22 protein-coding genes are annotated in these 25,789 nt (G+C 60.4%); 12 read left to right on the top strand and 10 right to left on the bottom strand.

All coding sequences use genetic code 11. The annotated features are described in order from the left end of the window. The first annotated feature begins 50 nt into the window (after nt 1-50). Nucleotides 51-1,199 carry a sterol desaturase family protein gene (locus tag ACILSL_RS01935; RefSeq protein ID WP_395730308.1) on the top strand — a complete coding sequence of 383 codons (1,149 nt, stop codon included), beginning with the start codon at nt 51-53 and terminating at the stop codon, nt 1,197-1,199. On the opposite strand, the gene ACILSL_RS01930 is transcribed toward ACILSL_RS01935, so the two are convergent. Beyond that, nucleotides 1,200-3,533, bottom strand: a complete 2,334-nt coding sequence (locus ACILSL_RS01930; RefSeq protein WP_395730307.1) for a hypothetical protein — start codon at nt 3,531-3,533, stop codon at nt 1,200-1,202. An 88-nt stretch (nt 3,534-3,621) separates the two neighbouring features. On the opposite strand from ACILSL_RS01930, the gene ACILSL_RS01925 reads away from it, so the two are divergent. Both ACILSL_RS01925 and ACILSL_RS01920 read left to right on the top strand, forming a co-directional pair. Next, complete coding sequence (locus ACILSL_RS01925; RefSeq protein WP_395730306.1) at nt 3,622-4,494, top strand: helix-turn-helix domain-containing protein; 873 nt, start codon at nt 3,622-3,624, stop codon at nt 4,492-4,494. 57 nt (nt 4,495-4,551) lie between these two features. Continuing rightward, on the top strand, nt 4,552-5,541 hold the full coding sequence (locus ACILSL_RS01920) for a glycosyltransferase (protein ID WP_395730305.1): 990 nt from the start codon (nt 4,552-4,554) through the stop codon (nt 5,539-5,541). A gap of 3 nt (nt 5,542-5,544) precedes the next feature. On the opposite strand, the gene ACILSL_RS01915 is transcribed toward ACILSL_RS01920, so the two are convergent. Then, nucleotides 5,545-7,200, bottom strand: a complete 1,656-nt coding sequence (locus ACILSL_RS01915; RefSeq protein WP_395730304.1) for a sulfatase-like hydrolase/transferase — start codon at nt 7,198-7,200, stop codon at nt 5,545-5,547. Nucleotides 7,201-7,247: 47 nt separating this feature from the next. Further along, nucleotides 7,248-7,571 (bottom strand): ArsR/SmtB family transcription factor, encoded by a 324-nt coding sequence (locus tag ACILSL_RS01910; protein WP_395730303.1) that lies wholly within the window; start codon nt 7,569-7,571, stop codon nt 7,248-7,250. Between the two features lie 158 nt (nt 7,572-7,729). Here ACILSL_RS01910 and ACILSL_RS01905 point away from each other — a divergent pair, with 158 nt between their 5' ends. Continuing rightward, nucleotides 7,730-8,893, top strand: a complete 1,164-nt coding sequence (locus ACILSL_RS01905) for a GTP-binding protein (RefSeq protein ID WP_395730302.1) — start codon at nt 7,730-7,732, stop codon at nt 8,891-8,893. 8 nt (nt 8,894-8,901) lie between these two features. Here the strand turns inward: ACILSL_RS01905 and ACILSL_RS01900 are convergent, their stop codons facing one another. Then, nucleotides 8,902-9,447 carry a tetratricopeptide repeat protein gene (locus tag ACILSL_RS01900; RefSeq protein ID WP_395730301.1) on the bottom strand — a complete coding sequence of 182 codons (546 nt, stop codon included), beginning with the start codon at nt 9,445-9,447 and terminating at the stop codon, nt 8,902-8,904. 230 nt (nt 9,448-9,677) lie between these two features. Here ACILSL_RS01900 and ACILSL_RS01895 point away from each other — a divergent pair, with 230 nt between their 5' ends. The 4 genes from ACILSL_RS01895 (at nt 9,678) to ACILSL_RS01880 (ending at nt 12,902) form a co-directional block, all read left to right on the top strand. Next, a complete protein-coding gene (locus ACILSL_RS01895) occupies nt 9,678-10,220 on the top strand; it encodes a hypothetical protein (RefSeq protein WP_395730300.1) in 543 nt (180 codons plus the stop codon). A gap of 102 nt (nt 10,221-10,322) precedes the next feature. Further along, complete coding sequence (locus ACILSL_RS01890) at nt 10,323-11,276, top strand: anion permease (RefSeq protein ID WP_395730299.1); 954 nt, start codon at nt 10,323-10,325, stop codon at nt 11,274-11,276. Beyond that, on the top strand, nt 11,273-11,956 hold the full coding sequence (locus ACILSL_RS01885) for a hypothetical protein (protein WP_395730298.1): 684 nt from the start codon (nt 11,273-11,275) through the stop codon (nt 11,954-11,956). Before ACILSL_RS01890 ends, ACILSL_RS01885 begins: the two co-directional genes overlap by 4 nt. A gap of 19 nt (nt 11,957-11,975) precedes the next feature. Further along, nucleotides 11,976-12,902: a sulfurtransferase gene (locus tag ACILSL_RS01880; RefSeq protein ID WP_395730297.1), complete on the top strand. Its 927-nt coding sequence runs from the start codon at nt 11,976-11,978 to the stop codon at nt 12,900-12,902. Nucleotides 12,903-12,957: 55 nt separating this feature from the next. Here ACILSL_RS01880 and ACILSL_RS01875 read toward each other — a convergent pair whose 3' ends face one another. Further along, nucleotides 12,958-13,428, bottom strand: coding sequence for a molybdopterin-dependent oxidoreductase (locus ACILSL_RS01875; RefSeq protein ID WP_395730296.1), 471 nt, complete (start codon nt 13,426-13,428; stop codon nt 12,958-12,960). Between the two features lie 11 nt (nt 13,429-13,439). After that, on the bottom strand, nt 13,440-15,404 hold the full coding sequence (locus ACILSL_RS01870) for a TonB-dependent receptor plug domain-containing protein (RefSeq protein ID WP_395730295.1): 1,965 nt from the start codon (nt 15,402-15,404) through the stop codon (nt 13,440-13,442). A 202-nt stretch (nt 15,405-15,606) separates the two neighbouring features. Between ACILSL_RS01870 and ACILSL_RS01865 the strand changes: the two genes are divergently transcribed. Next, nucleotides 15,607-16,668, top strand: a complete 1,062-nt coding sequence (locus tag ACILSL_RS01865) for a substrate-binding domain-containing protein (RefSeq protein WP_395730294.1) — start codon at nt 15,607-15,609, stop codon at nt 16,666-16,668. Here the strand turns inward: ACILSL_RS01865 and ACILSL_RS01860 are convergent. Further along, nucleotides 16,658-17,590, bottom strand: coding sequence for a hypothetical protein (locus tag ACILSL_RS01860; RefSeq protein ID WP_395730293.1), 933 nt, complete (start codon nt 17,588-17,590; stop codon nt 16,658-16,660). The genes ACILSL_RS01865 and ACILSL_RS01860 overlap by 11 nt on opposite strands. A gap of 206 nt (nt 17,591-17,796) precedes the next feature. Here ACILSL_RS01860 and ACILSL_RS01855 point away from each other — a divergent pair, with 206 nt between their 5' ends. The 3 genes from ACILSL_RS01855 (at nt 17,797) to ACILSL_RS01845 (ending at nt 20,087) form a co-directional block, all read left to right on the top strand. Beyond that, on the top strand, nt 17,797-18,144 hold the full coding sequence (locus ACILSL_RS01855) for a P-II family nitrogen regulator (RefSeq protein WP_184344828.1): 348 nt from the start codon (nt 17,797-17,799) through the stop codon (nt 18,142-18,144). A gap of 187 nt (nt 18,145-18,331) precedes the next feature. Beyond that, a complete protein-coding gene (locus ACILSL_RS01850; RefSeq protein ID WP_395730292.1) occupies nt 18,332-18,961 on the top strand; it encodes a DUF47 domain-containing protein in 630 nt (209 codons plus the stop codon). 13 nt (nt 18,962-18,974) lie between these two features. After that, nucleotides 18,975-20,087, top strand: coding sequence for an anion permease (locus ACILSL_RS01845; protein ID WP_395730291.1), 1,113 nt, complete (start codon nt 18,975-18,977; stop codon nt 20,085-20,087). Here the strand turns inward: ACILSL_RS01845 and bioA are convergent. From bioA to ACILSL_RS01830, 3 genes are all read right to left on the bottom strand, one after another. Next, nucleotides 20,059-21,333 (bottom strand): adenosylmethionine--8-amino-7-oxononanoate transaminase, encoded by a 1,275-nt coding sequence (bioA, locus tag ACILSL_RS01840; RefSeq protein WP_395730290.1) that lies wholly within the window; start codon nt 21,331-21,333, stop codon nt 20,059-20,061. The two genes, ACILSL_RS01845 and bioA, sit on opposite strands and share 29 nt — an antisense overlap. 141 nt (nt 21,334-21,474) lie before the next feature. Beyond that, entirely contained in the window at nt 21,475-24,702 is a 3,228-nt protein-coding gene (locus ACILSL_RS01835; protein ID WP_395730289.1) for a TlpA family protein disulfide reductase, read from the bottom strand. After that, nucleotides 24,692-25,780 carry a squalene--hopene cyclase gene (locus ACILSL_RS01830; protein WP_395730288.1) on the bottom strand — a complete coding sequence of 363 codons (1,089 nt, stop codon included), beginning with the start codon at nt 25,778-25,780 and terminating at the stop codon, nt 24,692-24,694. The genes ACILSL_RS01835 and ACILSL_RS01830 overlap by 11 nt, the downstream gene beginning before the upstream one ends. Nucleotides 25,781-25,789 lie beyond the last annotated feature (9 nt).

The raw sequence follows: 25,789 nt of genomic DNA, 5'->3' as shown, positions 1-25,789 counted from the left end.
GATATCCCCGGTGCTCTTGTAATCCCAGCGAGGAATACTAAAATCACGCCATGAAATCTCTCCATGAGGCTCGTCTGAAGATTCGCCGTGAACTGGAGGCACCACCTGCTCTGAGAAAGTTCGGCAGCGGCTGGATCAGCGGCGTCCTGGGCATGATGTTCGGTCTGGCGGCGCTCGGCTGCGTGCTGATGATGCGTTTTCCGGGAGTGTTCACCATGAAGGAGAACGCGGCATTGATCGGGCATCCAGCCTTCCGCACCGGCATGCTCGTCCTGCTGGTGCTGGCGTTTGGGTTTTCAATGCTCAATCTCCTGTTGCGTCCGGGCAAGGCTCTGGGCCTCACCGGCATGGTGGCCACGCTGCTGGCGGTGACGTTTGGCGGCACTTCAGCGTCTGCGGTGGCCTCCGATTTGACGCCGTTGTATTTCGGCCTCGATTTCTTCATCCTGCGCCTGCTCTTCACCGGCTTTCTCTTCATCCCGCTGGAGACCATCGTCCCGCACCGGGCGGAGCAGGGCATCTTCCGCCAGGAATGGCGGGAGGATCTGTTCTACTACCTCGTCAGCAGCATGATGGTCCAGGTGCTCACATGGCTGAGCTTCATGCCCGCGCAGACGTTGTTCAAACACACCTCCTGGACGGAGATGCGCGCCTGGGTGGCGGCGCTGCCTTTTCTTGTGCAGCTCATCGCCATCATGTTCCTCACGGATCTGGTGCAGTACTGGGTGCACCGGCTGTTTCACCGCATTCCGGCCCTGTGGCGCTTTCATGCGGTGCACCACTCGGCACAGAGCATGGACTGGATGGCCGGAGCGCGGATGCACTTCTTCGAAATCCTCGTGCTGCGCGGCACCACCGTCTTTCCAATGATCCTGCTCGGCTTCAGCCAGACGGCGGTGAACGCGTATGTGCTGGTGGTCTATCTCTTCGCCACCTTCGCGCACTCCAATCTCGGCTGGAAGCTAGGCATCTTCGAGAAATTTCTCGTCACCCCACGCTTCCATCACTGGCACCACGGCATTGAGAAGGAAGCCATCGATGTGAACTTCGCCATCCACTTTCCGCTGTTCGACAAGCTCTTCGGCACCCACCACATGCCGGAAAACGGCCGCTGGCCCGAAGGCTACGGCATTGGCGGCCATCCCGTGCCCCACGGCTACTGGCAGCAGTTTCTCCATCCGTTCCGGAAGAAGAAGTAGTCACTCATACTTCAACTGCGCCGTCGCGGTGCATGCGGCGTCTGCCGTGACGCGGAGCCAGCGCGCCTGCACCGCAGGTTCGAACTCGATGCTGAGCTGGGCGCCTGCTTTCAGGCTGGCTTCCTGGTAGGTCACCCACAGGCCGGTGCCGGTGAGATCCAGCTCCACCTTCAGGTTCACCGCCTGCTTCGCATCATGGCTCAGCGTCAGCGTACGCTTGTCATACCCCCACATCAGGTACGGATCGCTCGACTGCCCGGCTTTGACCTTCGTGCCCCTCCATGGGCCGCCTTCACCGCGTGGCTTGCCGAGTTTCCACAGATCATCAATCGCTCCCGCCCAGAGGGCCGCTTTGCCATCAGTGCTGCGGATGATGTGCTCACCGGCAGGCGCATCCGGCTGGATGCCGCTCATGAGAAACAGGCCGCGATAGCCGCCGAAATCGGTTACGCGCAGGTTGTGCGAGGCAATGGGCCGGATCTTCGCAAATCCATCCGCATTTTCGGCGGGCAGTTCGAAGAACGTCCCGCAGGCGCTCAGCATGTCGCGCTCCGTCGCCACCTCACGGCACACTCGCAGCTCGCCGGCGTTTGTGGCGGCATCAAAAGCCGCGCTCGCACGTGGCAGACGCCAGCGGCGGCCGCGATCATCGACCACGAGGACGCTCGCTTCATCCAGCGTGATCACTTGCTTTGGAATCGCCACCTTCGCCTTCACAAATTTCTCCGCCTGGGCATCTTCCACCCGTTGCAGTTTCAAGTCCGCATCAAGCTCATAGTATCCCGCATCAGACGCAAAACTCAGCGTGCGCTTGTTTTCACCCCGCGCACGAAAAACACCCGTCTGCATCTTTGTGTCTCCCACTCGCGCCACGCCATCGAACATCGCATCGGCTTCCGTGCCGCGTGATTCGCCATTCGTGAGGGTGATGATCACACTCACATCTTTGCCAGCCTGGTCGGCCTGCACTGTCAGCCACTCTGAGTCACCACTGATGTCCTCACGCTTGGCGGTGCCTGCGGTGTGGTCAATCCGCCACAGGCTGCGGTGTTTCCATCCTGCCACAAGGAATGGCTCTGCCACATCGCCCGCCTTCACGCTCTCATGCAGCCATACCGCACCGCTGGCGTGTGCGGGGCCGAGTTTGTCAGGCGTCTCGGGACTCGTGAACCACAGATTGGACTGCGACTGCCCCACGCTGTCGATCCCGCCTTTGACTTGGCGTTTGTTGAGAAACTCCGACTTCGCCGAATCATCGCAGCCGAAAACCAGGCGGTCGTTCCAGCGGCTGAAATCCCCGATCACCTTCATGTAGGCGCTGCGGACACGGATGCCGTTCATGTTGGCTGCGGAGAAGGTGCGTGGGAAGCGCCAGAACGCGCCGTGCATCGTCATGAGCAGATCGTCTTCGCCGATGTCCCGGATGCGCGGCCATTCGGTGTTCCAGCCATGCGCGCCGTCGTAGCTGTGGCTGACTTTGGGCAGACGAAACGACAGCCATTTTCCACCATCAAGCAGCATCAAAATGAGAGATTTTGCATCCCAGCCGATGCTCCACGCCGGCGCGTCTGCCGCGCTGCCCTGAATGCCGCCGGGGCCGGTGACTTCGGTGAATTGATTGCGGCGCACGAGCTGCCAGTCGTCACCGGGCTTGCGCCATTCACCCAGAGCGCCGCTTGGGGTGGTGGGGTCTGTGAGCACGCGTTTGTCGCGGTCGCCGTTGTTGGCGTAAATCAAGCGGCCTTGGGTCGAATAGAGTCCTTTGCCGTGATAGCCGGGCAGTTTTGACTCCAGTTTGGTGAGGGGTGTCGAAACATTGAAGTCTTTCTTCAAAGGATTGCCGTCACGGATCAGCGAGGTGACGGCCAACGATTTTACATCCACCTCATAGAGCCCCTCCTCCATTGTGGCATAATAGATTTTCCCCGTGGGATCGGTCAGATGTCGCGCATTGCCCGTGAGCCGGCCCGGCATCTTGTTGGGTGGAATCACCCGCACGTGGCGATCGGCGTCGATCACATAAGGCCCGATGAAAAGCTGCTGGGACTCGGGATGAATCATGCGGTTCGCGGGCGTGCCGCCCACGCTCTCGGGGCGCACGATCTGTTTTAAATCTGAAGTGATCTCATAGAGCTTGTCGCTTGAGCCAAAAGGCAGATGCGGCCCATACGTGATGACCCAAAGCCGGTCCGCCCAGGGCACCACCGCACCCGTGCCGCATTCTCCCTCGTTGTTGAACATGGCCAGGGCAGGGTAGATGCCGCTGACATGGCGGGGTTCCTCGGCGGCGAGAAAGCCTGTGAATGCCGCGAGCAGCAGGAGGTTGGATTTCATGCACGGATCAAAGCCACGCACGGGCCGCTGGCAACCCGGGTGAATTATGCCGGATTGAAATCGCTTACATTCCCCGCATAGCTGGGTGATGCCAAAAAAGCCGGTCACCCAGCTTTCAGCCGATGTCTGGCGCAGTCTGCGCCATGAGTGGCTGTGGGTGTATCGCGGCCCCGTACCGCAAAGCGGGGTATGGTCCGCCGAGATCCCTGTGCCTGCGGGCGTCTTCTTTGTGGAGCGCGGGGAAGTGCGCATCCAGGCGGATGGCAGGGAGACCCTCGTGCCACGTGGTCAGGCGTTTTTCTCTTCGCCCCGGCTTCGGCGTCACTGGTTTGCCGCAAACACCCGCCTGCTCTCCGTGGGCTTCCGCTGCCAGTGGCCCGATGGCTCCTCGTTGTTCCGCGATGCGCTCAATTTCGCCGCTGAGGCTCCTGCATTGCGAAAAGCCACAGAGCAGCTTTTTGCCAGCATTCACGGCGCGCAGAAAGTTGTCACCTATCGTCAGGGCATTGAGGCAAAAAAGTATTCGGCGAGTGAGTGGGCCGCACGAGAGGCCGCCTTCGCCGCCTGGTTTGCCGTGTGGATGGAAACACTGCAAGAACTTGGCGTGCAGCCTGAACCCCAGACGCGGGCGCGCCGACGCCGTGTGGATCAAATCGTTGCGTGGCTGCAGGCGCTGCCGCTGGGTCAAACGACGCCGAGTCTGCCCCCGGATTTCCCGATCGGCAGCCGCCGTGCGGAACAGTTGATGCAGCAGCAGTTTGGCATCGGCCTGCGCATGTTCATGGAGCGGAGGCGGCTTGACGTCGCACGCGAACGCATTGTGGCGGATCAGGCCACGCTCAAGGAAATCGCGTTTGCGCTGGGCTTTCGCCATGCGTCCCATTTCACGGCTTGGTTCCGCCGTCATACGAAAATGTCTCCTTCCGAGTATCGCCTGAGCGGGGTGGGGCAGGCGGCGTGAACAGGAAAGTCGATTGCTGGATGGGTGCTCTTGGACTCTTTTAGCGCCCCATCCTTCATGCAACCTGACGTCTCACTCATCATTCCTGTTTTCAACAACGAGCCGTATCTGGATGAATCCCTCTCGGCGGCGTGTGCGCAGGTGGAGCTGTCGCTGGAGATCATCGTCATTGATGACGGCTCCACGGACGGTTCGCTGAGCAAGATCAAAGCCCACGCGGAGCGTGATCCCAGAATCATCGTGATCGAGCAGGCCAACCAGGGCGTCTCGGCTGCCCGGAATACCGGGCTGACCCGTGCCTCAGGCAAATGGCTGGCCTTTCTGGATGGGGATGACTGGATCGCTCCCGGCTCTCTGACGGCGTGGCATCAGCAGGCTGAGCAGGGAGAGCTGGACTGCCTGTTGTGCAATGGTTTCAGCTTCAGGGCAGAGCCGCAGGCGTTCCTTGATTCGAAGCCGCCGGCCATTCTCAACCGGCAGCCATGGGATTCCATCGTGACCGGAGCCGACTGGCTGGTGCAGGGGGTCATACAGCGCGAATGGCCCCATTATGTGTGGATGCAGTTCTGCCGGCGCAGTGTGATCGAAGCAGTACAGATGCGGTTCCGGCGTGACATGATTCATGAAGACATTCCGTGGACGGTGCAGCTGGCGCTGGCTGTCAAACGCATGGGGTTTTCACAGCCGCCGCGCTATGGCTACCGGAGCAATCCAAGCTCGCTGACACAGTCACGCGATGCTGACAAAGTGCATCATCGCATCGCCAGCTATCTCAAAGTCGCGGCGCTGTTGAAGGATTTTGCCAAGGGGAGCCCGGCTGCTCTGCGCGGGGCTTTGCACAAGCAGATAATGCGTGAGATGGGGCACTTCCTTGGCAAGATGCGCAAGGGGAACGTCTCACGTGCCCACCGCAGCGAGTTTGCCGCTGAGTTTTTGGCCGCTGGTTTTGCCGGGACGATGCTGAAAGGCTGTTCCAACTACCGGGAGCTCGCGGCCACCTTCAAGGCCTGGTACATGTGCCAGATCTGGAAACGGCAAAAGGCTTAGCGGCTACTTCTTTCCACCCTTGATGAACTCGTCGCGGCTCAGCGTGCCATTGCCGTCGGTGTCAAATTTTGGGAAACGTTTGGGCGCCTCGTCGGGGTCGGGCTGGTTGAGCAGAAACTCTTCCTTCGTAAGCTGGCCGTCCTTGTCCTTGTCGCGTTGGTCAAACATCTTGCCACGATCCGGCGCGGGCTTTTTCGGCGCAGCCTCCGGCTTGCTGGCGATCTGTGGTTTGGCCTCGGGATGCTGTACAAGGAACTGGCGGAGCACCGCGACGACGGCCGGCTGCTCGGCAGCGAGGTTCTTCGTCTCGGCCGGATCGGCTTCATAGTCATACAGTTCCAGAATCGCGGTGTCTGGCGCGGCGCCGGGCTTTTTCCATTCCACGAGGCGATGGCGCTGGGTGCGGATGGCACGGCCGATCAAACCTGCCCCACGTGGATAAACGTGAATGGCATGATCGCGCACGGTGGTGGCGGGATCTTTCAGTACGCTGGCAAAGCTGCGGCCATCACCCTGTGGCGGAGCGGGGAGCTGAGCGAGCTCCGCCAGCGTGGGGTAGATGTCGCAGGATTCAATGAGCGCCTGCGTGCGCGCTGGCTGGATGCCGGGTGCCACCACGAGGACGGGAATGCGCGCGGCCTGCTCGTAGTTCGTGTGTTTGCACCACATGCCGTGGTCGCCGAGGTGCCAGCCGTGATCACCCCAGAAGACGATGATGGTGTTGCCAGCCAGACCGCTCGCGTCGAGGGCATCGAGCACTTTGCCCAGCTGCGCGTCCATGTAGCTCGTGGCGGCATGGTAGCCGTGGATGAGGTGAATGGACTGTTCCTGTGTCAGCGGGCCTTGCTCCGGCATGTCACGGTACTGGCGCAGTTCTCCCCAGGTCGATGGCGCAAATTCCGGCGCGCCTGCCGGGGCGGTTTGCAGCGCCGGCAGCTTGAAGGACTTCGGATCATACAGGTCCCAGTACTTCTTCGGTGCGACAAACGGCAGGTGGGGCTTCAAAAAGCCGACGGCGAGGAAAAAGGGCTCGTCAGGTTTTTGTTTCGCGGCTTCGAGACGCTTCACGGCCTCGTCGGCGATCATGCCGTCGCCATAGCGGTTGTCAGCCACATCGGCGGACTCCGTGGGAGCTCCACGCGGCAGCTTCCAGGCCTCCGTCTTGTTTTCAAACAGCGCCTGTTCGCGCGTGGATTCCGGCGGGTTGTTTTCCTTCAACGCGTAGCTGATCGTCTTCGGTGTGAAGTGAGGCACGCTCCAGGAGGCTGTGTCGTTCACGTTGCCATGACCCACGTGGAAGATCTTGCCCAAACCTTCCGCCCGGTAACCGTTGTTCATAAAATGCTGCGGCAGTGTCACGGCATCTGGCACGGCTTTGCGGAAATTCGTCGCGAGTTCATAAATCCCCAGCGACTGAGGCCGCAATCCGGTCAGCAGCGCATTGCGCGAAGGCGAGCACACCGCCTGATTGCAGAACGCCTTTTCAAACAGCACCCCGCGCGCGGCGAGCCGGTCGATGTTGGGTGATTTGACCAAGGTGTCGCCATAGCAGCCAAGCAGCGGCTTCAGGTCATCCACGCAGATGAGCAGGACGTTGGGTTTTGCGGCGGCAAAAAGCGAAGGGCAAAGAACGCAGAGGAGAAGGGCGAGGCGAAGCATGGATGGTGAGAACGCCAGCAGCCTCCCGTGCTTTCGCTGAATTGCGCCTACTCCGGCAGCTTGTCGAAATGAAACTGGCAGCAGCCCAGGTCGAGGGTGTTGGAGTTCTTCGCGAGTTTTTCGCTGAATGCTTCCGCGAGCGCGTAGATGCGCTGCTGACCGTGCTTCTCGACTTCGAGCAGCCCGGCCTCCTTAAGGACCCGCAGGTGCTTGGAGACGTTGTAGGGCGTGACGTTCAGGGTTTCACACAGTTCGGTCACTGGCTTCGCGCCACCAATGAGGAGGCGCACCAGCCGGAGACGCGTCGGCTCGCCCAGCGCACGCATGGCGGTGAGGCAGTCGAATGAACGTGTCACGGTGCGTGAGGGCATGGGGAGGATCTTTAGCAGATCGCCTTGTCCTCGCAAGAATCCCGAAGCGCGCAGGGTGAAATAATAATTGCCAAGGGGTGCAAGTAAGATAAGACGCACCGCCGTTTATTGCATTCTTGCCGCCGCTTGCAGTAGCGCCCAAGTTTCCAAACAATCCCATGTCCACCAAAGCACGTTACATCATGATCGGCGGTTTCCTCGGCGCCGGAAAAACGACCACGGTCGGCCGTCTGGCCAAACATCTCAGTGATCAGGGACTCCGCGTGGGACTCATCACCAATGATCAGGCGGGTGGTCTGGTGGACACCAAGCTGCTGCGGGGGCAGGGTTATGCGACGGAAGAGATCGCGGGCGGCTGTTTCTGCTGCCGTTTCAACACGCTCGTCGATGCCGCCAGCAAGCTGGCGAATGAAGCGAAGCCGGATGTCTTCATCGCTGAGCCCGTGGGAAGCTGCACCGATCTCGTCGCCACGGTCACTTATCCGCTGCGCCGCATGTATGGGGATGCCTTCACGGTCGCGCCGCTCAGCGTGTTGGTGGATCCGATTCGTGCGCGCCGTGTCTTTGGTCTGGATCAAGGCGGCACCTTCTCTGCCAAGGTGGCCTACATCTTCAAGAAGCAGCTTGAAGAGGCGGACATCATCGTCATCAGCAAGAGCGACCTCATTGAGGATGCGCAGCGCGAGGAACTGCGCGCGGTGCTGGCGCAGGAATTTCCGCTGGCCAAGATCGTCACGGCTTCACCCCGGCAGGAGACAGGGCTGGATGAACTCTTCGCAGGCCTCATGACAGGCGAGCAGGCGCGGCGCAACCCGATGGCGGTCGATTACGAAGTCTATGCGGATGGCGAGGCGCTGCTGGGCTGGCTGAATGCCACGGTGACGCTGAAAGCGGATGATGAGTTTGATGCCAACGCCTTCCTCAAACAGCTCGCCAAGATCGTGCAGGCACGTTTGCAGCGTGATGGCGCCGAGATCGCCCATTTCAAGATGACCTTCAGCCCTGACGACGGCATCGCAGGAGAGCTGGCCAGCATCAATCTCGTCCGCAGTGACTATGTGGCTGAGCTCGGCATGGAGCTGGATGAGCCGACCACGGGTGGGCAGTTGATCGTGAACCTGCGTGCCGAAGCCGATCCCGCCTCGCTGATGGAAGCGGTGAAGGATGGGCTGGCAGAAGCCTCGCTGAATTTCTTCGGCCTGAAGGCCACGCTGGATCACGAAGAACATTTCCGCCCCGGCAAACCCACACCGACCCATCGCGACGGCGAAGTGGTGATGGAAACCAAGGGCGGCTGCCAGCCGGGCAGCGGCTGCTGCTGAGGTGCGGGCTAGGGCTTCCAGGCCTTGCTCCACACCACGTAGATTTCGTGTATGGCGCGCTGCTCCAGCGGAGTCCACTCCAGGGTGCGCTCCAGCAGCGTCTTGTAGCTGCCGAGGCGCGGGTCTTTTTCCACGGCCAGCTGGTAGTTCTCCAGCGCCTTTTGCATGTCTCCGGTGCCCCAGTAGCCGAGGACGAGGGAGTAGTAGTCGTAGTGGGCCTGATGATCGCTGAGCTTCGCCGCCAGCTCAAACTCCCGCACCGCATCCGCGTAGTCGCCCAGGTTGAAATACGCCCATCCCGCACGGTTGTGCATGTTGGGCTTGTCACTCAGAGACAAGGCCTTTTTCAGATCGGCACGCGCTTCTTCCTTCCGTCCGAGCAGCGTCAGCACATACCCACGATTGGAATAGGCTTGGGCGTTTTCTGCGTTTTCGGCAATCTGCTTGTTCAGGATCTCCAGCTTGGGTGTGGTCTTTGCGGGAACCGGTGCATCTGCGGCAGCGGCGGACAGTGCCAGGGCGAGGTAGAGGAAGGCAAGGCGGGGGTGAGTCATGGGAGGGCGTGTAAAGGGTGGAGTCAAAGAACGCTCGAGAAGCCGGATACATTCCAGCGAACGAATCAGGCGGGCGGGTGCGTTCTGGCTGAAGTGGCTGTTGTCACAGTGAACATTCATCTGCACGTATCCCCATGAGCTGGTTCCAACTCGATCCCCCAAGCATCGCCAAACGCGCCCGTGCAGCAGGCTCTCCTGTGCCTTCACTCGGGGCTTCGCTCAGGCGCGGCATGCTTGGCTTCACGGTGGTCAGCGTGGCGGGTTTCGTGCCTTGGGCAGTGTTCGGGAAATGGTTCCACCAGCAGGTAGGGGAGGCGGGGATGTATGCGGTTTGTGCAGTGGTCTTCCTTGCCCTGACATCGCCGCTGCTGCATCGGCTCATCATCGGGCCGGGTTCAGTCTCAAGATTTTACAAGGTCTTTGGCATTTCCTTCACTGCGTATTCGGTGGCGTGGATCGCGGGCTGGATGGCGCTGCGGGGGCACCCAGGCAGCATCGCGGGTTTGGCCGCAGGCACGATGGTGATGGCCTGCATGCTGGTGGCCGCCTTTGACGCGTTGCGGGTGGTGGTCAAAGTTTTCTTCGCGCTGTTCGTGTTGAATTCGATCGGCTACTTCGTCGGCGGCATTTCGGAGGCCGCGTTCATCAAACAGTATCCGTTGTTCGCGAAGCTGAGCTGGGGTGTCTTTTACGGCCTCGGGTTTGGTGCCGGCCTGGGGCTTGCCTTTCACATCTGCCAGGAGCGAGCGCGGAAGCTGCTGGCGGGCGGCTGATGGCAACGGTTTTTCTTCGCGCCTGGAAAAGGTGCTGAAAGGTCGCTGCTTTGGAATATGTATTTGCTAATATGCGCAAATAGACTCAAAAACATCCCCTTAATGCTGCTTCTCATCACCATCGCCGTCGTCGTCGTGGCTTATGCCAACGGGGCAAACGCCAATTTCAAAGGCGTGGCATCGTTGTTTGGCAGCGGGACGACGAGCTATCGCACGGCGGTGAACTGGGCGGCAGTCACCACCGCCGCAGGGTGTGTGCTGGCGCTGTTTCTGTCTGCTGGCATGCTGAAGACCTTTTCTGGCAAGGGCCTGGTGCCAGACGCGCTGATCGCTCAGCCGCTGTTTTTGCTGTCAGTGGCGGCAGCAGCAGGCGTCACGGGTTTGCTGGCGACCCGATTTGGTTTTCCAGTTTCGACCACCCACATGCTCACCGGCGCTCTGCTGGGGGCGGGCTGGGTCGAGGGTGAGGTCAATGTGGTGAAGCTGTGGGAGAGTTTTATCAAACCCCTGCTGTTCAGTCCGGTGCTCGCTGTGGTGGCGGGCGCGGTGATTTATCTTGTTTTGAAAACCCTGCGCCTCGCGCCGGATCACCGCACGCGCACGCTTGATGCGCTGCATTTCCTGAGTGCAGGTGCGGTGTGCTTTGCACGTGCGGTGAATGATACTCCCAAGATGGCGGCGCTGCTGCTCGGCGTGGGCTGGCTGCACGGCAGCGCTGGCATGATCTTGATCGCCGTGGCGATGGCGGCGGGCGGATTGATCAGCGCGAAGCAGGTCGCCGAGACGCTGGCGCACAAAATCACCGACATGAATCCCGGACAGGGCTTCGCGGCAAATCTCGCCACCGCGCTGCTCGTGACGACGGCCAGTGTGAGCGGCCTGCCAGTTTCGACCACGCACGTCTCCGTCGGCGCGCTGCTTGGCATCGGCGTCACCACCCGCCGGGCGAAGTGGCATACGGTCATTCCGGTGCTCGCAGCGTGGGTCATCACCCTCCCGGTCTCAGCCTTGATGGCGGCAGCGTTTTTCTACCTCGTCCGCACTTTTTTCACATGATAAACAAAGCCCGCGTCCTCACACTCGCTGCTGTTGCAGCCGCCACCTCTGCCTTCGGTACGCCCACCGGTCTTAACAACATCCCCACGGCTGAAACCATTGACCACCGCACTGTGGCTGTGCAGTTCTTCACCAGCTTCGGTGGTTCGAATCAGTTTGCCACCAGCGGCCCCGGCAAGAGTTCGCAGTGGGCTGGCTTTAAGACCGGCTGGGACTTCAATCCCCTGCATCTCGAGTGGGGACTCGACAGCGTGCTGGGCACCGGCTACTCGGGCCCGTTGCTGTTTCAGACCAAGGCACGCATCCAGCCCTGGCAGGATGGTATGTTCGCTCTCGGTATTGCCGGCGTGGCGCTGACGGACACAAAGCGCTCGGGAGACCCCTTCACCTACGCGATGCTGTATCATGACTTCCACGTCGTGCGCCTGCATGCGGGCTATGGCCTGCAAACGAACGGCAACAGCTACCTCTTCGGCGTGGACCGCACTTGGAAGCTTTTTGACCGCAACCTCAACTTGAACGCTGACCTCGTGCAGTCGCGCAACCAGCACGGTCATATTGCCGCATTGGGGGCCAAGTACTTCCTCTGCAAGCACATCGTGCTGGAGGCTTGGGCGAACTTTCCGGATCGCGACCGCGTGAGCGCCATCGCCAAGATCAACTACGTCTTCACCTTCTAATTTCCCACCCACCAACCTCATGAAATCCATCCTGTCATTCGTCATCGTTGCCCTGCTGAGTTCAGCGGCCCAGGCCGAGATCGGCCTCATCACCTGCGCTGAAGCCAAGGCGCTGATCGAAAATCCAGACGCCTCCAAGCGGCCCATCGTGCTCGACACCCGTGGCGGCTACAAAGACTACTTCCGCGGCCACCTGCCCACGGCGCATCACATCAACTTCGACACGCTGCGCGGCACGAACGAAGCCGTACCCGTTCAGTATCTGCCGGATGATCTCACGCAGGCGCTGCTCATTCGCGCCGGGGCGGACAAAGACCGGCTCCACCTCATCTATGCCACAGGAGATGTGCTGCCGAATGATGAAATCCTCAGCAGCAGCATGGTCGCTTATGTGCTGGAGAAGTTCGGCGTGCAGAACATCAAAGTTGTCGATGGTGGTCTCGCGGAATGGAAGAAGCAGGGCTTTGCGCCGGTGCAGGATTACTTTGGCAATCCCAAAGGAACCCTGCCGAAAAAAGGCATCACCACCATCACGGCCAGCGTCACTGACGTGCAGGCGCATGTGGGCAGGCCGGGCCACATTCTGGTGGATGCGCGGCCGATCAATGAGTTCCGTGGCGAGGATGATGTCTGGCTGCGCAAAGGCCACATCCCCGGTGCCATCAGCTTCCACTGGGCGCGCCTGATGGAGAAGGACAACACGCACAAGTTCAAGCCCTTTGCCGAAGTGAAGGCCGAGCTCGAAAAAGCCGGCATCACCCCCGACAAAAACATCATCGCCTACTGCGGCACCTCACGTGAAGGCAGCCTGCTGCAGTTCTACTTGAAGCATGTGGCGGGTTATCCGAACGTGCGCCTGTACGAAGGTGCGTGGAAGGAATACGTCTGGCTCAATGGCAAATCACTGCCTGCCGAGACGGGGGGTGATCCAGCGGGAACGAAGTAACTTTGGGTCAGGTTGAAAACAGCGCCGTCGCCTGCGGGTGGCGGCGCTGTTTGCTTTAGGGCTTGGCGGCCCGCCGAACCTCGATCTTGATAACCTGCCGCACCCAGCGAGCGTGGCGTTTTTCCTTGGGCAGAATGATGCGCAGGGGGCCGGTGGCGGCATCAAGGGGCTTGCCGTTTTTTTGATCCGCCAGGATCACCGGGCCTTCGTTGGCAAGAGGGTCAAGCTCTGGCAGGGCATAGACGGCCTGATAGCCGTCCGAGGCGATGACGACGATGTACAAAGACAGTGCGGGTCCACGAAGCTGCTCGCCCATGGGCACGCCGGCACTTTTGAGGATCTGATAGAGGGGCACTCCGGTGTACTGCGCTTTTTCGCCCGAATGCTCCACGGCATCGACGGTTTGATGCGGCAGCAGTTCGAGATCGGCAGGCGCGAGCTTGAGTGGTTTTTCCACCTCGCCGGAAACCTCCAGCGTTTGTGCGGTGAGCTGGGTGGCGAAGAAGAGGAGCAGAAGCAGGCGCATGGAGGTGTGGGTTAGAATTTGATCTGCACGTTGGCGAACAGGGTCCGTCCGGCGAGGTAGTAGCCTTCGGTGAGGGCGTAGTTGCGGTCGCAGAGGTTGTTGGCTCCAAAGCTCAACGTGGTCTGGCCCGGGAGGCGGATGGCAACCTTGAGATTGAGCAGCGCATAAGCACCGACGCCCTGACCCGTGGTGAGCGACCAGCGGGAGCTGTTGTATTCGGCGCTTGGAATGATGCTGAGCCATTCGACCGGGCGGATATCGGCCCAGCTGAACAGGGAATGACGTGGCGTATCAATGAGCTTCACATTCGGCTGGCTGATGTTTTTGCGGTCGAGGTAGGTGTAGTTGGTGCCGAACTCGATGGCGCTGCACGGCTTGTAAGTGAAGCCAAGCTCGGTGCCGAGATTGCGTGATTTGCCCACATTTTGCAGCTGGAACACTCCTGGGGTGACGTTGTCCACACGCTGGATGGTGTTATCCACAGTCGTGGCGAAAAGGCTGGCGTGGATGGAAAGTTTTTTGGTGAGATCGCCATCGTAGCCGATGTCGTAATGGATGGCGTGCTCCGGCTGCAGGTTGGCATTGGGGATGGCAGCGCCGAGGCGGTAGGAGTAGCGGTCCTTGATGGTGGGGAAGCGGCTCTTGCGGGCGATGGTGGCATGGAAGGTGCCGTGCTCAGGCAGCTTGTAGAACAGGCCGATCTGAGGATTGAGAGCGGAGAACGTCTTGCCGCCGAGTGCCGCCCCCGTGTTGGTGTCCACGGCTTTGATGACGCTGCGGCGGTCATAGCTGGTGCCGACGGTGGTGCTGAAGCGGCTGGTGAACTGATGCGTGTCTTCGAGCCCGAGGGAATAGGTGGTGTCTTCGAAAGTGTAGAATGAAGCGCCTTGATTGTGCTCATTGTGACGGTCAAACTTGCCGTGCAGCGCGGCCTTCAACGTGTTTTTCGAACTCAGTTTTGTGCCGAGCTCCAGGCTCCCTCCGAGCGTGTAATCATTGTAGTAGCTTTGGAAGCCTGCCGGCGGGTTCTGCGTGTTGTAATTCGCGTTGTTGTAGGCGAAGAGCGAGTTGACGAACTGGTCAAAATAGAGGCGCTCTTTGATGTAGGTGTTCTCGGTGAGCTGGGTGTGGCCGATGAAGTAGATCGTCTGTTTGTCCCACTGCGGCCACTGCCAGAAACGGCGTGGCTGCTGGGCAGCAGGCAGGGTCCCGGCATAGACGGGATTTCCCTTTTCGCCGCGCTGGAAAATGTAGCCGAGGGCGTACTCGTCCGTCTTGTTCGGCATGTAACCGAGCTTGGCGCTGATGCGCCAGTCCTGACGGTAGGCATTCTCACGGTTGCCGCCGTTCTCATTGGGTGTCGGCGTAAAGTCCTTCGACATCGGGTAGCTGTGCTGGGTCAGGAAAGAGCCGCCAAGCTGAAGATACCAGTGTTCGTTGCGGAAGCCGACGTTCAAGGCGGACTGATAGCCGCCCTGCTGCATCCAGCCGCCGAGGAGATCGCCTTCGAAAGACTTCACCGGCTTGCGTGTGACGATGTTGATGGCTCCGCCAAGAGTGTTGGCGCCGTAGGTGGCGGAACTGAAGCCTTTGGAAACGCTGATGCCTGCGACGTCTGCCGTGGTGAAGCGCGCCAGATCGACATAGCCGTCATAGGGAACATAAACAGGAATACCGTCGATGAAGACAGGGGTCTGGCGCAGATCAAAGCCGCGCACATAGACACCGGATTCGTTGCGCGGCCCGTTGCTGTTGGCGACGACGCCGGGGCTGAGGCGTAGCGCGTCAGCAAGATCATTGCGCTCGAATTTGCGGATGCTGCCCGCGCTGATGCGGCTGGCCATCGTGTCCGCGCCTGTTTCCGCATCTGCAGTGATCACCACTTCTCCAAGTTCGAAAGCTTCAGGCTCTGCGGCATGCTGCGTTGAAACGAGGAGTAATGAAAGAATGAGCGGCAGAAGTATGCGCAAAGACATGATAATGTCATAAACATGACATGATAATGCCACAAGCTAAAAAACTCAGGCGCCTGATGAGAACGACTCATGTTTCCGATGAAAACTATTCTCCTATGATGGAGGCTGCAAAATCAGGGTTCCGATGTGGTGTCGTCCGGTCACGAAGTGGGCCTCCTGCTGGTTTGACTGTGCTGCTATTCAGCCGCACTTTGACAGCATCATGTCACGAGCCCAATCTCAGCAGCATCCCGTGGCGGTACGCCGCAAAGCTCTTGGCTGGTCGCAGGATGATCTGTCGCTCCGGGCAGGGGTCCCGCGCAGTTCAGTCAGCGCGATCGAGGCCGGACGGCTGACGCCCTCCGTGACGGCCGCATTGGCCGTGGCCCAGGCGCTCGAATGCAGCGTGGAGGAGCTTTTTGGTCCGGATGACAAGACTGCAGGGGCGGAGTGGTCATGGGCCTGGAAACCACAGACGGATTCGGGCCGTTACTGGGAGGCCGAGGTCGGGGGCCGCAAGTGGCTGTATCCTGTGGAGATGTTGCCAGGCAGCGCGTGGGCGCATGACGGCCTTTGCCGTGAGAAGGTGCTGCATGAGCACAGCGGCTGGGAACCCAGGCAGACGCTTGTATTGGCCGGCTGTGATCCGGCGGCGGGACTGATCGCGGCAGAGTATGCGGCGGCTTCGGGGTTTCGGCTGCTGGCTTTTCCGCGCGGCGGGGGGGCTGCTCTGGAGCTTTTGCAGCAGGGCCTGGTGCATGTGGCGGCGCTGCACCGCTCCACCGTGGAGCAGCCGGACCGCAATGCGCAGACGGTGCGCGAGAAACTCGGAGGAGGCTACCGCCTGCTCCGCAGCGCCGACTGGGAGGAGGGCGTCGCACTGCCGGCGCAGGATCACACGCGGAGCATCGCGGCCTGCGCCCGGCAGGTGCGCCACTGGGCCATGCGTGAGCCGGGATCCGCCGCACGCGAATGCCTGGACGATCTCCTGGGGCGGCCGCACGCCTCAAAGCGCATCCTGCTCAGCCACCAGGCCGTGGTGGAGGCCGTGCGCGGCGGCTGGGCGGAGGCCGGCGTGTGCGTGCGGCTCTGCGCCGAGGATGCCGGGCTGCGCTTTCTGCCCGTGCGCCATGAGTCGCTCGATCTGTGTTTCTCCGCCGCCATGGAGCGCGATCCACGCATTCAGGCGCTCGTTCGGCTGCTACGGAGCAGGGCGCACCGCAGGCTGATTGATGAATTGCCGGGCTATGACGCCAGCCACACCGGCGAAATGATCACTGTTTGACGGCTTCGGGAGCTGCAGCCGTCGGCTTCATCGAGACCAGCCGGGTGGTGACCAGCTGGTGCACCGGCATGGGCTTGCCCTCCACTTTGAGCTGGATCGAGGCGGAGAAGACGGCCAGAGAAATGGTTTTGCGTTCCAGGTCGAAGAAGACGTGGCCGTTGACCTTGGAATTGTCCCCGAAGGTCACGGAGCGCTCGGTGTCGAGATCGCGGCCGGTGCTGTCTTTGTCGGGTTTGGATTTCATGATGCCTTCGAAGGCGATCTGGGCCTGACGACGCCCTTCGCGGTCAACAACGCCGTCGAATTTCGCGTTGAGCTTCACTTGAACCGTGCCGGCCTGGGGAAAGGGCACAAGTTCGTCGGAGATCCACTTGTCACCCGGGCGTACGGGGATTTTGGGCAGGCCCATTTCCAGCGAGCGGCGATAGAGCGCGGCCAGCTGACGGGCGGTGGCGATGGAGTTCAGATCGGGTTCGATGTCTCCAGTGACCATGGAGCCTAGGTTCTTGGCATCGACGAATTCGCCCTTGTCATCATAAACGAGGGTGAAGCCTTTGCCCGCTGTCCCGCCGAGAGTTTGCTGCAGCTGGGGGCTGGAGGAGCCCGGGTTCCTCGAATCAAAGACATAGCTTTTGCCTTCAAAGGACATTTCACCCAGCAGGGCTGCGATGAGCACTTTGGCTTCCGTTCGGCCTTCGGGCGTCTTGCTGACGGCAATGGAAGTCGTTTGATGAAGTCGCATCTTCTGGTCGGTGGTTTTGCCGAGAGCCGTCAGGAAATTGGTCGTGTCGGTGTCTGATTCCTGGAGGTAGGTGACGCCGGGCTCCCAGTGCAGCTTCAGCTCCACCGGAGTATCCTGGGCGGGAGAATAAAGGGGAAGGCAGAGAAGAGATGTGGCCAGAAGCGCAGCGGTGCGGAGCATCGCCCGAGGTAAGCGAAAGACCGGGGGTTTGCAATACGGCTCTCCTCGAAGAGCTGGTGGTTTTTGGTAAGCAGAGGAAATCAATCGAGAAGTTGGCATGCTTTCCGCTTAAATCTATTTTCGCAAAAGATTGGGCCAGGAAATTTCATCTTCCCAAGGTTCTGATCGTTGCAATTCGTGAACCACACTACTAATTGCCGTTAACCATGAAAAAAGTCGAAGCGATCATCAAGCCGTTCAAACTGGAGGATGTCAAAGAAGCCCTTTCCGAAGTCGGAGTCGAAGGCATGACTGTTGTTGAGGTCAAGGGATTTGGCCGCCAAAAGGGCCACACCGAGATCTATCGTGGCAGTGAATACACCGTCGATTTCCTCCCGAAGGTGAAGATTGAGGTCGTTGTTGACGACAGCCGTGCTGACGCAGTGGTTGATGCCATCGTCAAGGCGGCAAACACGGGTAAAATCGGCGACGGCAAGGTTTTCGTCAGCGCTGTGCTTGATGCCATCCGCATTCGTACCGGCGAGCGTGGTGCTGATGCTGTGTCCAGCAGCTAGTCCCCCCAAAAAAAACAGCCAATCATACTTAGAACCCATCTCCGGCTTGCCGTTGGTGGGTTTTTTGTTGCCCTTGGTTCAGGTGGAATTGTGACAGTTTCGTCACATGGGGGTGGTCTGGTTGCCTTGACAGCCCCCATGCTGCTCGCTCTTAATGGCGGGCCCGTCCCACCGACGGGTTCTCCCCATGATTTCATTTCAAAAGATTTTCGGCAAATCGGATGTGTTTTACGATCTGCTTGAGTCCAGCGCCAGTCACGCACGGCAGAGCGTCCAGTCCCTGCACAAGCTGCTTTCAGACCCAACCGCACCTCAAAACCTCGATGCCTTCACCGCTGCACGCCGGGAGGACAAGAAGATCACCCAGCAGATCGACGAGGCGCTGTGCAAAACCTTTGTCACGGAGCTGGAGCGTGAGGACATTGAGGCGCTGGCCAATGCTCTGTACAAGATCCCCAAAACGGTCGAAAAAATCGCGGAGCGCCTGCTGATTTGCACCGAGCGGCTGGCTGGAAAGGATTTTGCCCGCCAGGTCAAACTCATGGACGCCGCCGCCGAGATCATCCTCACGATGGTGGTGGAGCTGCGCAAAAAGCTTCACCTCGAACGGGTGAAGGATTTGAACGAAAAGATTCAGCAGGTCGAAGGGGAGGCTGACAAGCTCATGATCGAATGCCTGCGCGCGCTTTACACGACTGAGAAAGACGCGGTGATGGTGATCATTTTGAAGGATCTGTACGACCTGATGGAAAAGGTGGTGGATCGCTGCCGCGATGCGGGCAACGTCGTCGCCAACATTGTTTTGAAGAACTCCTGACCGCCCGCCGCGCATGACCCTCGTTCTTACCGTGGTGCTGGTGGCGTTGATCTTTGAGTATATCAACGGGTTCCATGATACCGCCAACTCCATCGCGACGGTGGTGTCCACGAAAGTGCTCACGCCACGCATGGCGATCATCCTGGCCGCCGTGACGAATCTGGTGGGTGCCTTGTTCGGTACAGCGGTGGCAAAAACCATCTCCTCGGGGCTGGTGGATTCAGCATTCGTCACCACCCAGACCATCATTTGTGCGCTGCTGGGAGGCATCATCTGGAATTTGATCACCTGGTGGTTTGGCATGCCTTCAAGTTCGAGCCATGCCCTGGTCGGCGGGCTTACCGGGGCGACACTGGCGACAGCCAGTGGCAACTGGTCCGTGCTCATCTGGTCCAAGGCACCTGCAGCCGGGAAGCCATGGTTCGAAGGCGGTGGCCTGCTCTACAAAGTCGTGGTGCCGATGATCAGTTCACCGATCGCCGGGCTGTTGCTCGGGTTCCTGGTGATGTCGTTTCTCTATCTGCTGATCTCGACCTTGAACCATTTGTTTGGGGTTCTCAAACCCCACATGGTCAGCGGCGTTTTTGGCAAGCTGCAGATCTTCAGCGCGGGCTTCATGGGTTTCAGCCATGGCTCCAATGACGCGCAGAAAACAATGGGCATCATCGCCCTTGCCCTGCTGGCCGGAACGAAGTCCGGAGACCTGGCCCAGATACCCGACTGGCTCGGCTTTCTGCGCATCGAATCACTCGGGGAAAAGAGCGATCAGATTCCCGTGTGGATCAAGGTGGCCTGTGCTCTGACCATGGCTGCCGGCACCGCTGCCGGGGGCTGGCGCATCATCAAGACCCTCGGTCACAAGCTGGTGAAACTGCAGCCTGTGCATGGTTTTGCCGCTGAGACAACTGCCGCCACCGTGCTGCTCACAGCCGCGCATTTTGGCATGCCGGTCTCCACCACGCATGCCATCACGACCAGCATCATGGGGGTCGGTACGGCGAAGCGCTTCAATGCCATCAAGTGGAACGTGGTCACGCGGATTGTCTGGGCCTGGGTTCTCACCATTCCGGCCACCGGACTGATGGGGTATCTGCTCTTCAAGCTGTTTGGCACGCCAGTGGCGTGACCTCCTCAAAGGCGGACCTGAGTGCGGCCACCATGCGCTCGATTTCTTCAAGCGTGACACAGAGCGGCGGCATGAGCACCACGGTGTTGCCAATGGGCCGGGTGAGCAGGCCGTGTTTGCGCGCGGCCAGGCAGACCTTGGCGCCCAGGCTCAGATCGGGCGCATCGATGGTCATCGCCGCGATCATTCCGCACTGACGGTAGCCGGGAAGATCTGCCATGAGCGCGCCCAAACGGGCGATCTTGGCGGGGAGTTGATCCAGCACGCCTTCCTCACGGAAGACTTGGAGACTGGCCAGCGCCGCCGCGCAGCCCAGCTGGCTGCCGGCGAAGCTGTGACCGTAGAAGAAGGTGCGGCCTTCGTGGGGCTCGCCCAGGAAGCCGTCAAAGACACGCTCCGTGGTCAACGTCACGGCCAGGGGCAGGTAGCCACCGCTGAGCCCCTTGGCGAGGCACAGAAAATCTGGCACCACGCCTTCATGCTCACAGGCAAACATCTTCCCGGTGCGGCCAAAGCCGGTCATCACTTCGTCGAGGATCAAAAACACGTCCTGCTCGGAGCACCAGACATCCAGCTTTTTGAGCATCCCCTGCGGCCAGAGTCGCATGCCAGCGGCACCTTGGATGAGCGGTTCGATCACCACGGCGGCGATGCGGCACTGTTCGTCACCGGGCAGCGACTCCAGCACTTCAAGTGATGGGACGGTGATGACGCGGTACCCGAAGTCGTTGCCACTGCCCTTGAACAGCGGAATGCCACCCAGGCTCGCGGCGCCCAGGGTGTCGCCATGGTAGGCGCGGTCAAAGGCGATCAGGGTGTCACGCTCCGGCCGGCCGTTCTGCTTCCAGTACTGCAAGGCCATGCGCACGGCGGACTCGATGGCGGTGGAGCCGTTGTCCGTGAAAAAGGCGCGGGTGATTTTGCCGCCGGGCAGCAGATCGACGAGATCCTTGGCGAGCCGGATCGCGGGCTCATGGGTGAAGCCGAGGAAGGAAGTATGAGCCACCTTTCCGAGCTGAGTGATGATGGCGGCATTGATGGCCGGATGCGTGTGGCCATGGGCGTTCGTCCAGATCGAGGCATTGCCGTCGAGATATGAATTGCCAAACTGGTCGCGCAGGGTGCAGCCATGGCCGCTCACCAGCATCAGCGGGGTGTGCTCGGGCGCGCACCACTGGCGCATGGGTGTAAAGGGGTGCCAGAGGTGTTGCTGGTCGAGGCGTGTCAGGTCCGGAAGATGTGGCATGAGGTTTGCGTGCTTTTACATTACATTCCATTCTTCATGAACAGACGTTGTTTAATTTTTTGGTGCATTGAGTAATGAGCGGGAGGGCGGAATCCCACCGCTTTGCCTCGAGCAAGCCATCAGCCTGTGCGGGTCTGGCATTTACTTCTTCATCAGCTTCTTCACCATCTCCGCGACTTCCTTCGCTCCATTGGGCTCATACCCGGACTTCACATACGCCACCTTGCCATCCGGACCGATGACGACGGTGTGGGGGATGCCTTCGACACCAAAGTTCTGGCCGACGCGCTGATTGGCATCCAGGGCGACTTCGAATTTCCAGCCACGGGTTTCGAGGAAGGTTTTCACGGTCTCTTTATCCTCCGCCTGATTGATGCCGATGAATCGCACCTGGTTCGGATCAAAAGCCGCCATTGCATCGATCATCTGTGGCAGTGATTTGATGCAGGGGCCGCACCAGGTGGCCCAGAAGTCGAGCACGATGACTTTGCCCTTCTCCTTGCTCAGATCAAAATCCGCACCGGCGAGCAGCGGCAGCTTGAACGGCTTCGCATCCTGATTGAGCAGCGGTGAGCTTTGCCCGCCGGATTCGGGGAGCACGGGCTCGGGGGCGAACTTCAGCTTCCACTCACGCAGGGCCAGCATGGTGGCGCTCTCCGGTGGCGTGGTGGTGCGGATCACATAGATCTGCGGCAGCGGCACGCGGCAGCTGCCGAGCAGCGGGCTGGTGCCAAACACCGCATCTTCGGCAAATCGATCCACCTTCAAGCCAAGGCGTCCGCCGTTGTTCAGTTGCAGCCAGTGCGTGATGACGGGCGGCACGCCTGCTTTGTCCTGGGCCTCGAAAGCGGCGCTGACGGCGTCTGCTGGTTTGATCAACCACACGGCCGCCTTCACGCGGTCACGCGGCACCTGGATGTTTTCCATGCCGGAGCGGATGGCAAAATGATTGGCCGTGGCCGCCTCGATCACGCCACGCAGCAGATCACCGTTCGCAGCCAGCAGCGCGTGCCGTGGGGGATCCTCTTTGCGAAAGCGCGGCACCGTGAGCGCATTCTCCTTGGCTCGTGCATCCACCAGCGGCACTGCCACGCGCCCGGGCGCGATGCGTGCGCTGAAGGCATTGATCTTCACCGCACGCTCCCCATTCCCCCACAGGCTGAACGGCTCGATGATGATCCCGCTGCCGGAGCGCATTTTCGGTGTGAGCAGAATTTTGCGTGCGGAGACGCCTTTGAAAAAGACTTCGATGGAGTTCTCCGCGATGGCGATGCGCACAGGCATGGATTCGCTGGTGCGCAGGCGGAACTGCCGGTCCATCTGCTCATCGCTGGCTTCGAGGCCGAAGCACACCTCGCTGCCTATGTGGCCAAACAGAAGGTTCGTGCTTGGCGCAGCGGGATTGATGCCATCGCAGAACAAACGCATTCGCAGGGCGGAGAAGCCGTTGTTGACCAGAGTGAAGTTAATCTCATTCACCTGCATGAAGGCCGGATGCCCCCATGAGCCGCCGGTGTTGAAAGCGATCTCCGCCTTGCCATTGCGTTTCACCTGTTCAGCGTTGCCACGCACACGCTGCCAGCCTGGATCTTCGAAACCATCCAGATTCAAGGAGGCGCCTCCAAACTGAATCGCCTGGAGCTTGTCGGCGGGCAGGTGCTTCATCTCAGCCACGTCGGATTCCAGATCCACCCGTTTGGCGTCAATGGCCCGCAGCCTGCCGGGGACCACATCACCATCCTGAAGGTAAAACAACGCTTCACTGCGCATGCCGGCCGGCTGGTCTGCCACCGCACGGGTTATTTCCATCTCGCCGGTGCTGGCCATGGCAACGGCCTTGAGGGCGCCAACCGGCTTCCAGCGTGGCTGGGCCTCGCCGCCGGCAGCGAGCGTTCCGTGCAGCACGTTGTTTTTGATGGAGAGCGTGTCAAGCGTTGCCAGATCGATCTTCTTCTCAGCAGTTTCGAAGCCTTTGAAATCCAGGTGATGCAGCGTGGTGATCTTGAAATTCACCGGTGCCTCAGAAAAAGTGGTTTTGAACGTGGCCGTTTCATTGCGCACCTGCACCAGAGTGCCATTCACCCATTCACCATCCGTAAACCACATCTCCGTGAGCGGCGGTGCGGCTTGGAAAAACGGTGAGGCCTCGGGCGTCATCTCCACGGCAAGCACCTTGTCCCATGGCAGGCTGGCTTCGCTGCCATCCAGCACACGTACCGTCAGGGACGTGGCGTCGGCGCGCACCGCTTTCGCTTTGAGGTAGCGTCCGTCTGTCAGTTCGATGCGTGGCCGCACATGGGGGATGTCCGCAGGAAGTCCGCCATCCCATTCACGGATGCGCAGCGCCTCCAGCGTCAGATCGGGACCTTTGTTGAGAAGCGTCAGGCCGGTGGGGCTGGCTTCTTTAATTTCACCGGCGGCATTCGCCTGCGCCTGTTTCACAGCCTCTGCCCGGACCTGCACCGCGCCTTGCACCACGCCCAGCAGCGCTCCGAAAAGACCGCCGCCACCGGCTCTCGCGGCCGGTTTCTTTTCCTCAGTCTTCGCGTCTTTTGCTGGCTCCGCTGCGTCCACCGGCGGTTTGGTGGTCTGCGCCAGCTTTTTGCCATCGGCACCATAGATGGAGCACAGGCCGGTTTTACGATTCCAGAACAACGTCAGCGTCACGCGCCGCGTCTCGTCGCTGAGCTTTTGCACGCTTTCAAACACGCGGCCTTGCAGCACGACATCATCCGCCCAGGTCTCCACGATCACGCGCTCGTCATCGGATGCTTTGAGTTCGATTTTAAACTCAGGCCTCACCGTCGAACTCAGGGTAAACTGCATCTCCACCTGCTCAGGAGCTTCAAGCGGGAGCGTGGCGCGGTGGTTCCAGCCCACCTGCTGCAAAGCCGCACCGGGCACCATGCGCCAGAGCTTTTCTTTGGCGGGCACGCTGCCCTCCGATCCGGACTCAATCCAGCCGCTGCTGCTTGCCAGGGCGGGCAGTGGCATACCTTCAGCCTTCAGGCGCTGCACACTCACCACCGCTTCACGCAGCACCTGGATGCTGCCAAAGCGCGCGGATTTCACGCTCAAGGTCTTCGCGTCCATCCCGGTCACCGTGCCATACAGGCGGCTGCCGTCCGCGAGACGAATGCTGAAAGCTTCCTCCGTTTTGGCATCCGTCTTGTGCCGGTTCACCCGCTTCAGCACATCCATTCTGACTTTGAAATCTTCGCTGAACATGGGCGTGCGCCAGATCACATGACCGTCTTCGACGCCCACAAAGTGACCGCCGACCCACTCACCGTTCTGCCAGTGCAGCTCGGAAGCACGACTGCTGCTGCTCGCCAGCATCAGCCCGATGATGAAGTGTCTAGCGTTCATAGATCGGCAGGAAGCGGTAGTTCAAAGCCAGCGCCAGCAGCGACATGCCAGTCTCATACGCACCGATGCCAAAACTGCCGTCTGCAGCCTGGCTCTCGCTCAGCGCACGTGCGGTGGCCGTGTTCCATTTCTGCCAGGAGGCGTAGTCCCCCTGAAACAGCGCCTGCGCCATGTAGTAGCGGAAGTACTCCTTGTAGCTGCCTTCGTTGTGTTCCAGACGCTCGGTGATGTGCTTCAGCGTGGCCTTGAACTCCTCGCTGTCCTTGTGCTTTGAAACGGCGGCCACCAGCGTGGCGATCGCGCTGCGGTTCATCGACTCGCCAAATCCGCCAAAACCGCCGGCATAGGCCACGCTACCATCCTTGCCGGTGCTGCGCCTCATGTACTCCAGTGCGGTGTTGATGACTTCATCGGAGACTGCCATGCCGGCGTTGCGTGCGGCGAGCAGTCCCATCAGCACGGCGCCGGTCACCGAAGTGTCCGCGTCAGTTGAGTTCGGCATGTACCGCCATCCGCCCCAGCGGTTTGCCTTCTGTGCGGTGCCGGCACAGCGGATCGCCAGTTCCAGCGCCTGCCCGATCGTGCGCACCGGCTTGCCGCCCTCCCACAGCAGGGACTCGTCCACCGCGCCATAGGCCTCCGAAAGCGAGAGCATCGCAAAGCCGTGATGATACATGCTGTTCGGGAGGTAGCCGCTCGTCGCATCCTGACTGCGAATGATCGCACGCAGCGCCCGGCGGATGTTCGGTGCATAACGGCCAAAGTTCGGATCCTCCCCGCTCGCGAGAAAAGCCATGAGGCAGATGCCGTCGATGCCGGCCCCATCATGGCCGCCCTGCCAGCTTCCCGCATCGCTCTGCTTGGAGGCCAGCCACCCCAGGCCGCGCTCATACACGGTTTCGACTTCCTGCGGGATCGCGCCGCCAAAACGCAGGGCGGGATCCTGGGAAAAGGCATTGGCGGTGATCAGCAGGCAGCAGAGCATGAATGACCAAAATCCGCGCAGGCCGCGTTGGGCATCCGCGCCATAGGCGGCAGTCGGTGCAGTCGTCGTCATGAATGGTTCGTGGTTCGTCATGTGGGTTTC

Source organism: Prosthecobacter sp., from assembly GCF_044222345.1.
GTDB lineage: Bacteria > Verrucomicrobiota > Verrucomicrobiia > Verrucomicrobiales > Verrucomicrobiaceae > Prosthecobacter.
The sequence above is the reverse complement of the archived record's forward strand: the minus strand, read 5'-3'. Positions and strand labels throughout refer to the sequence as shown.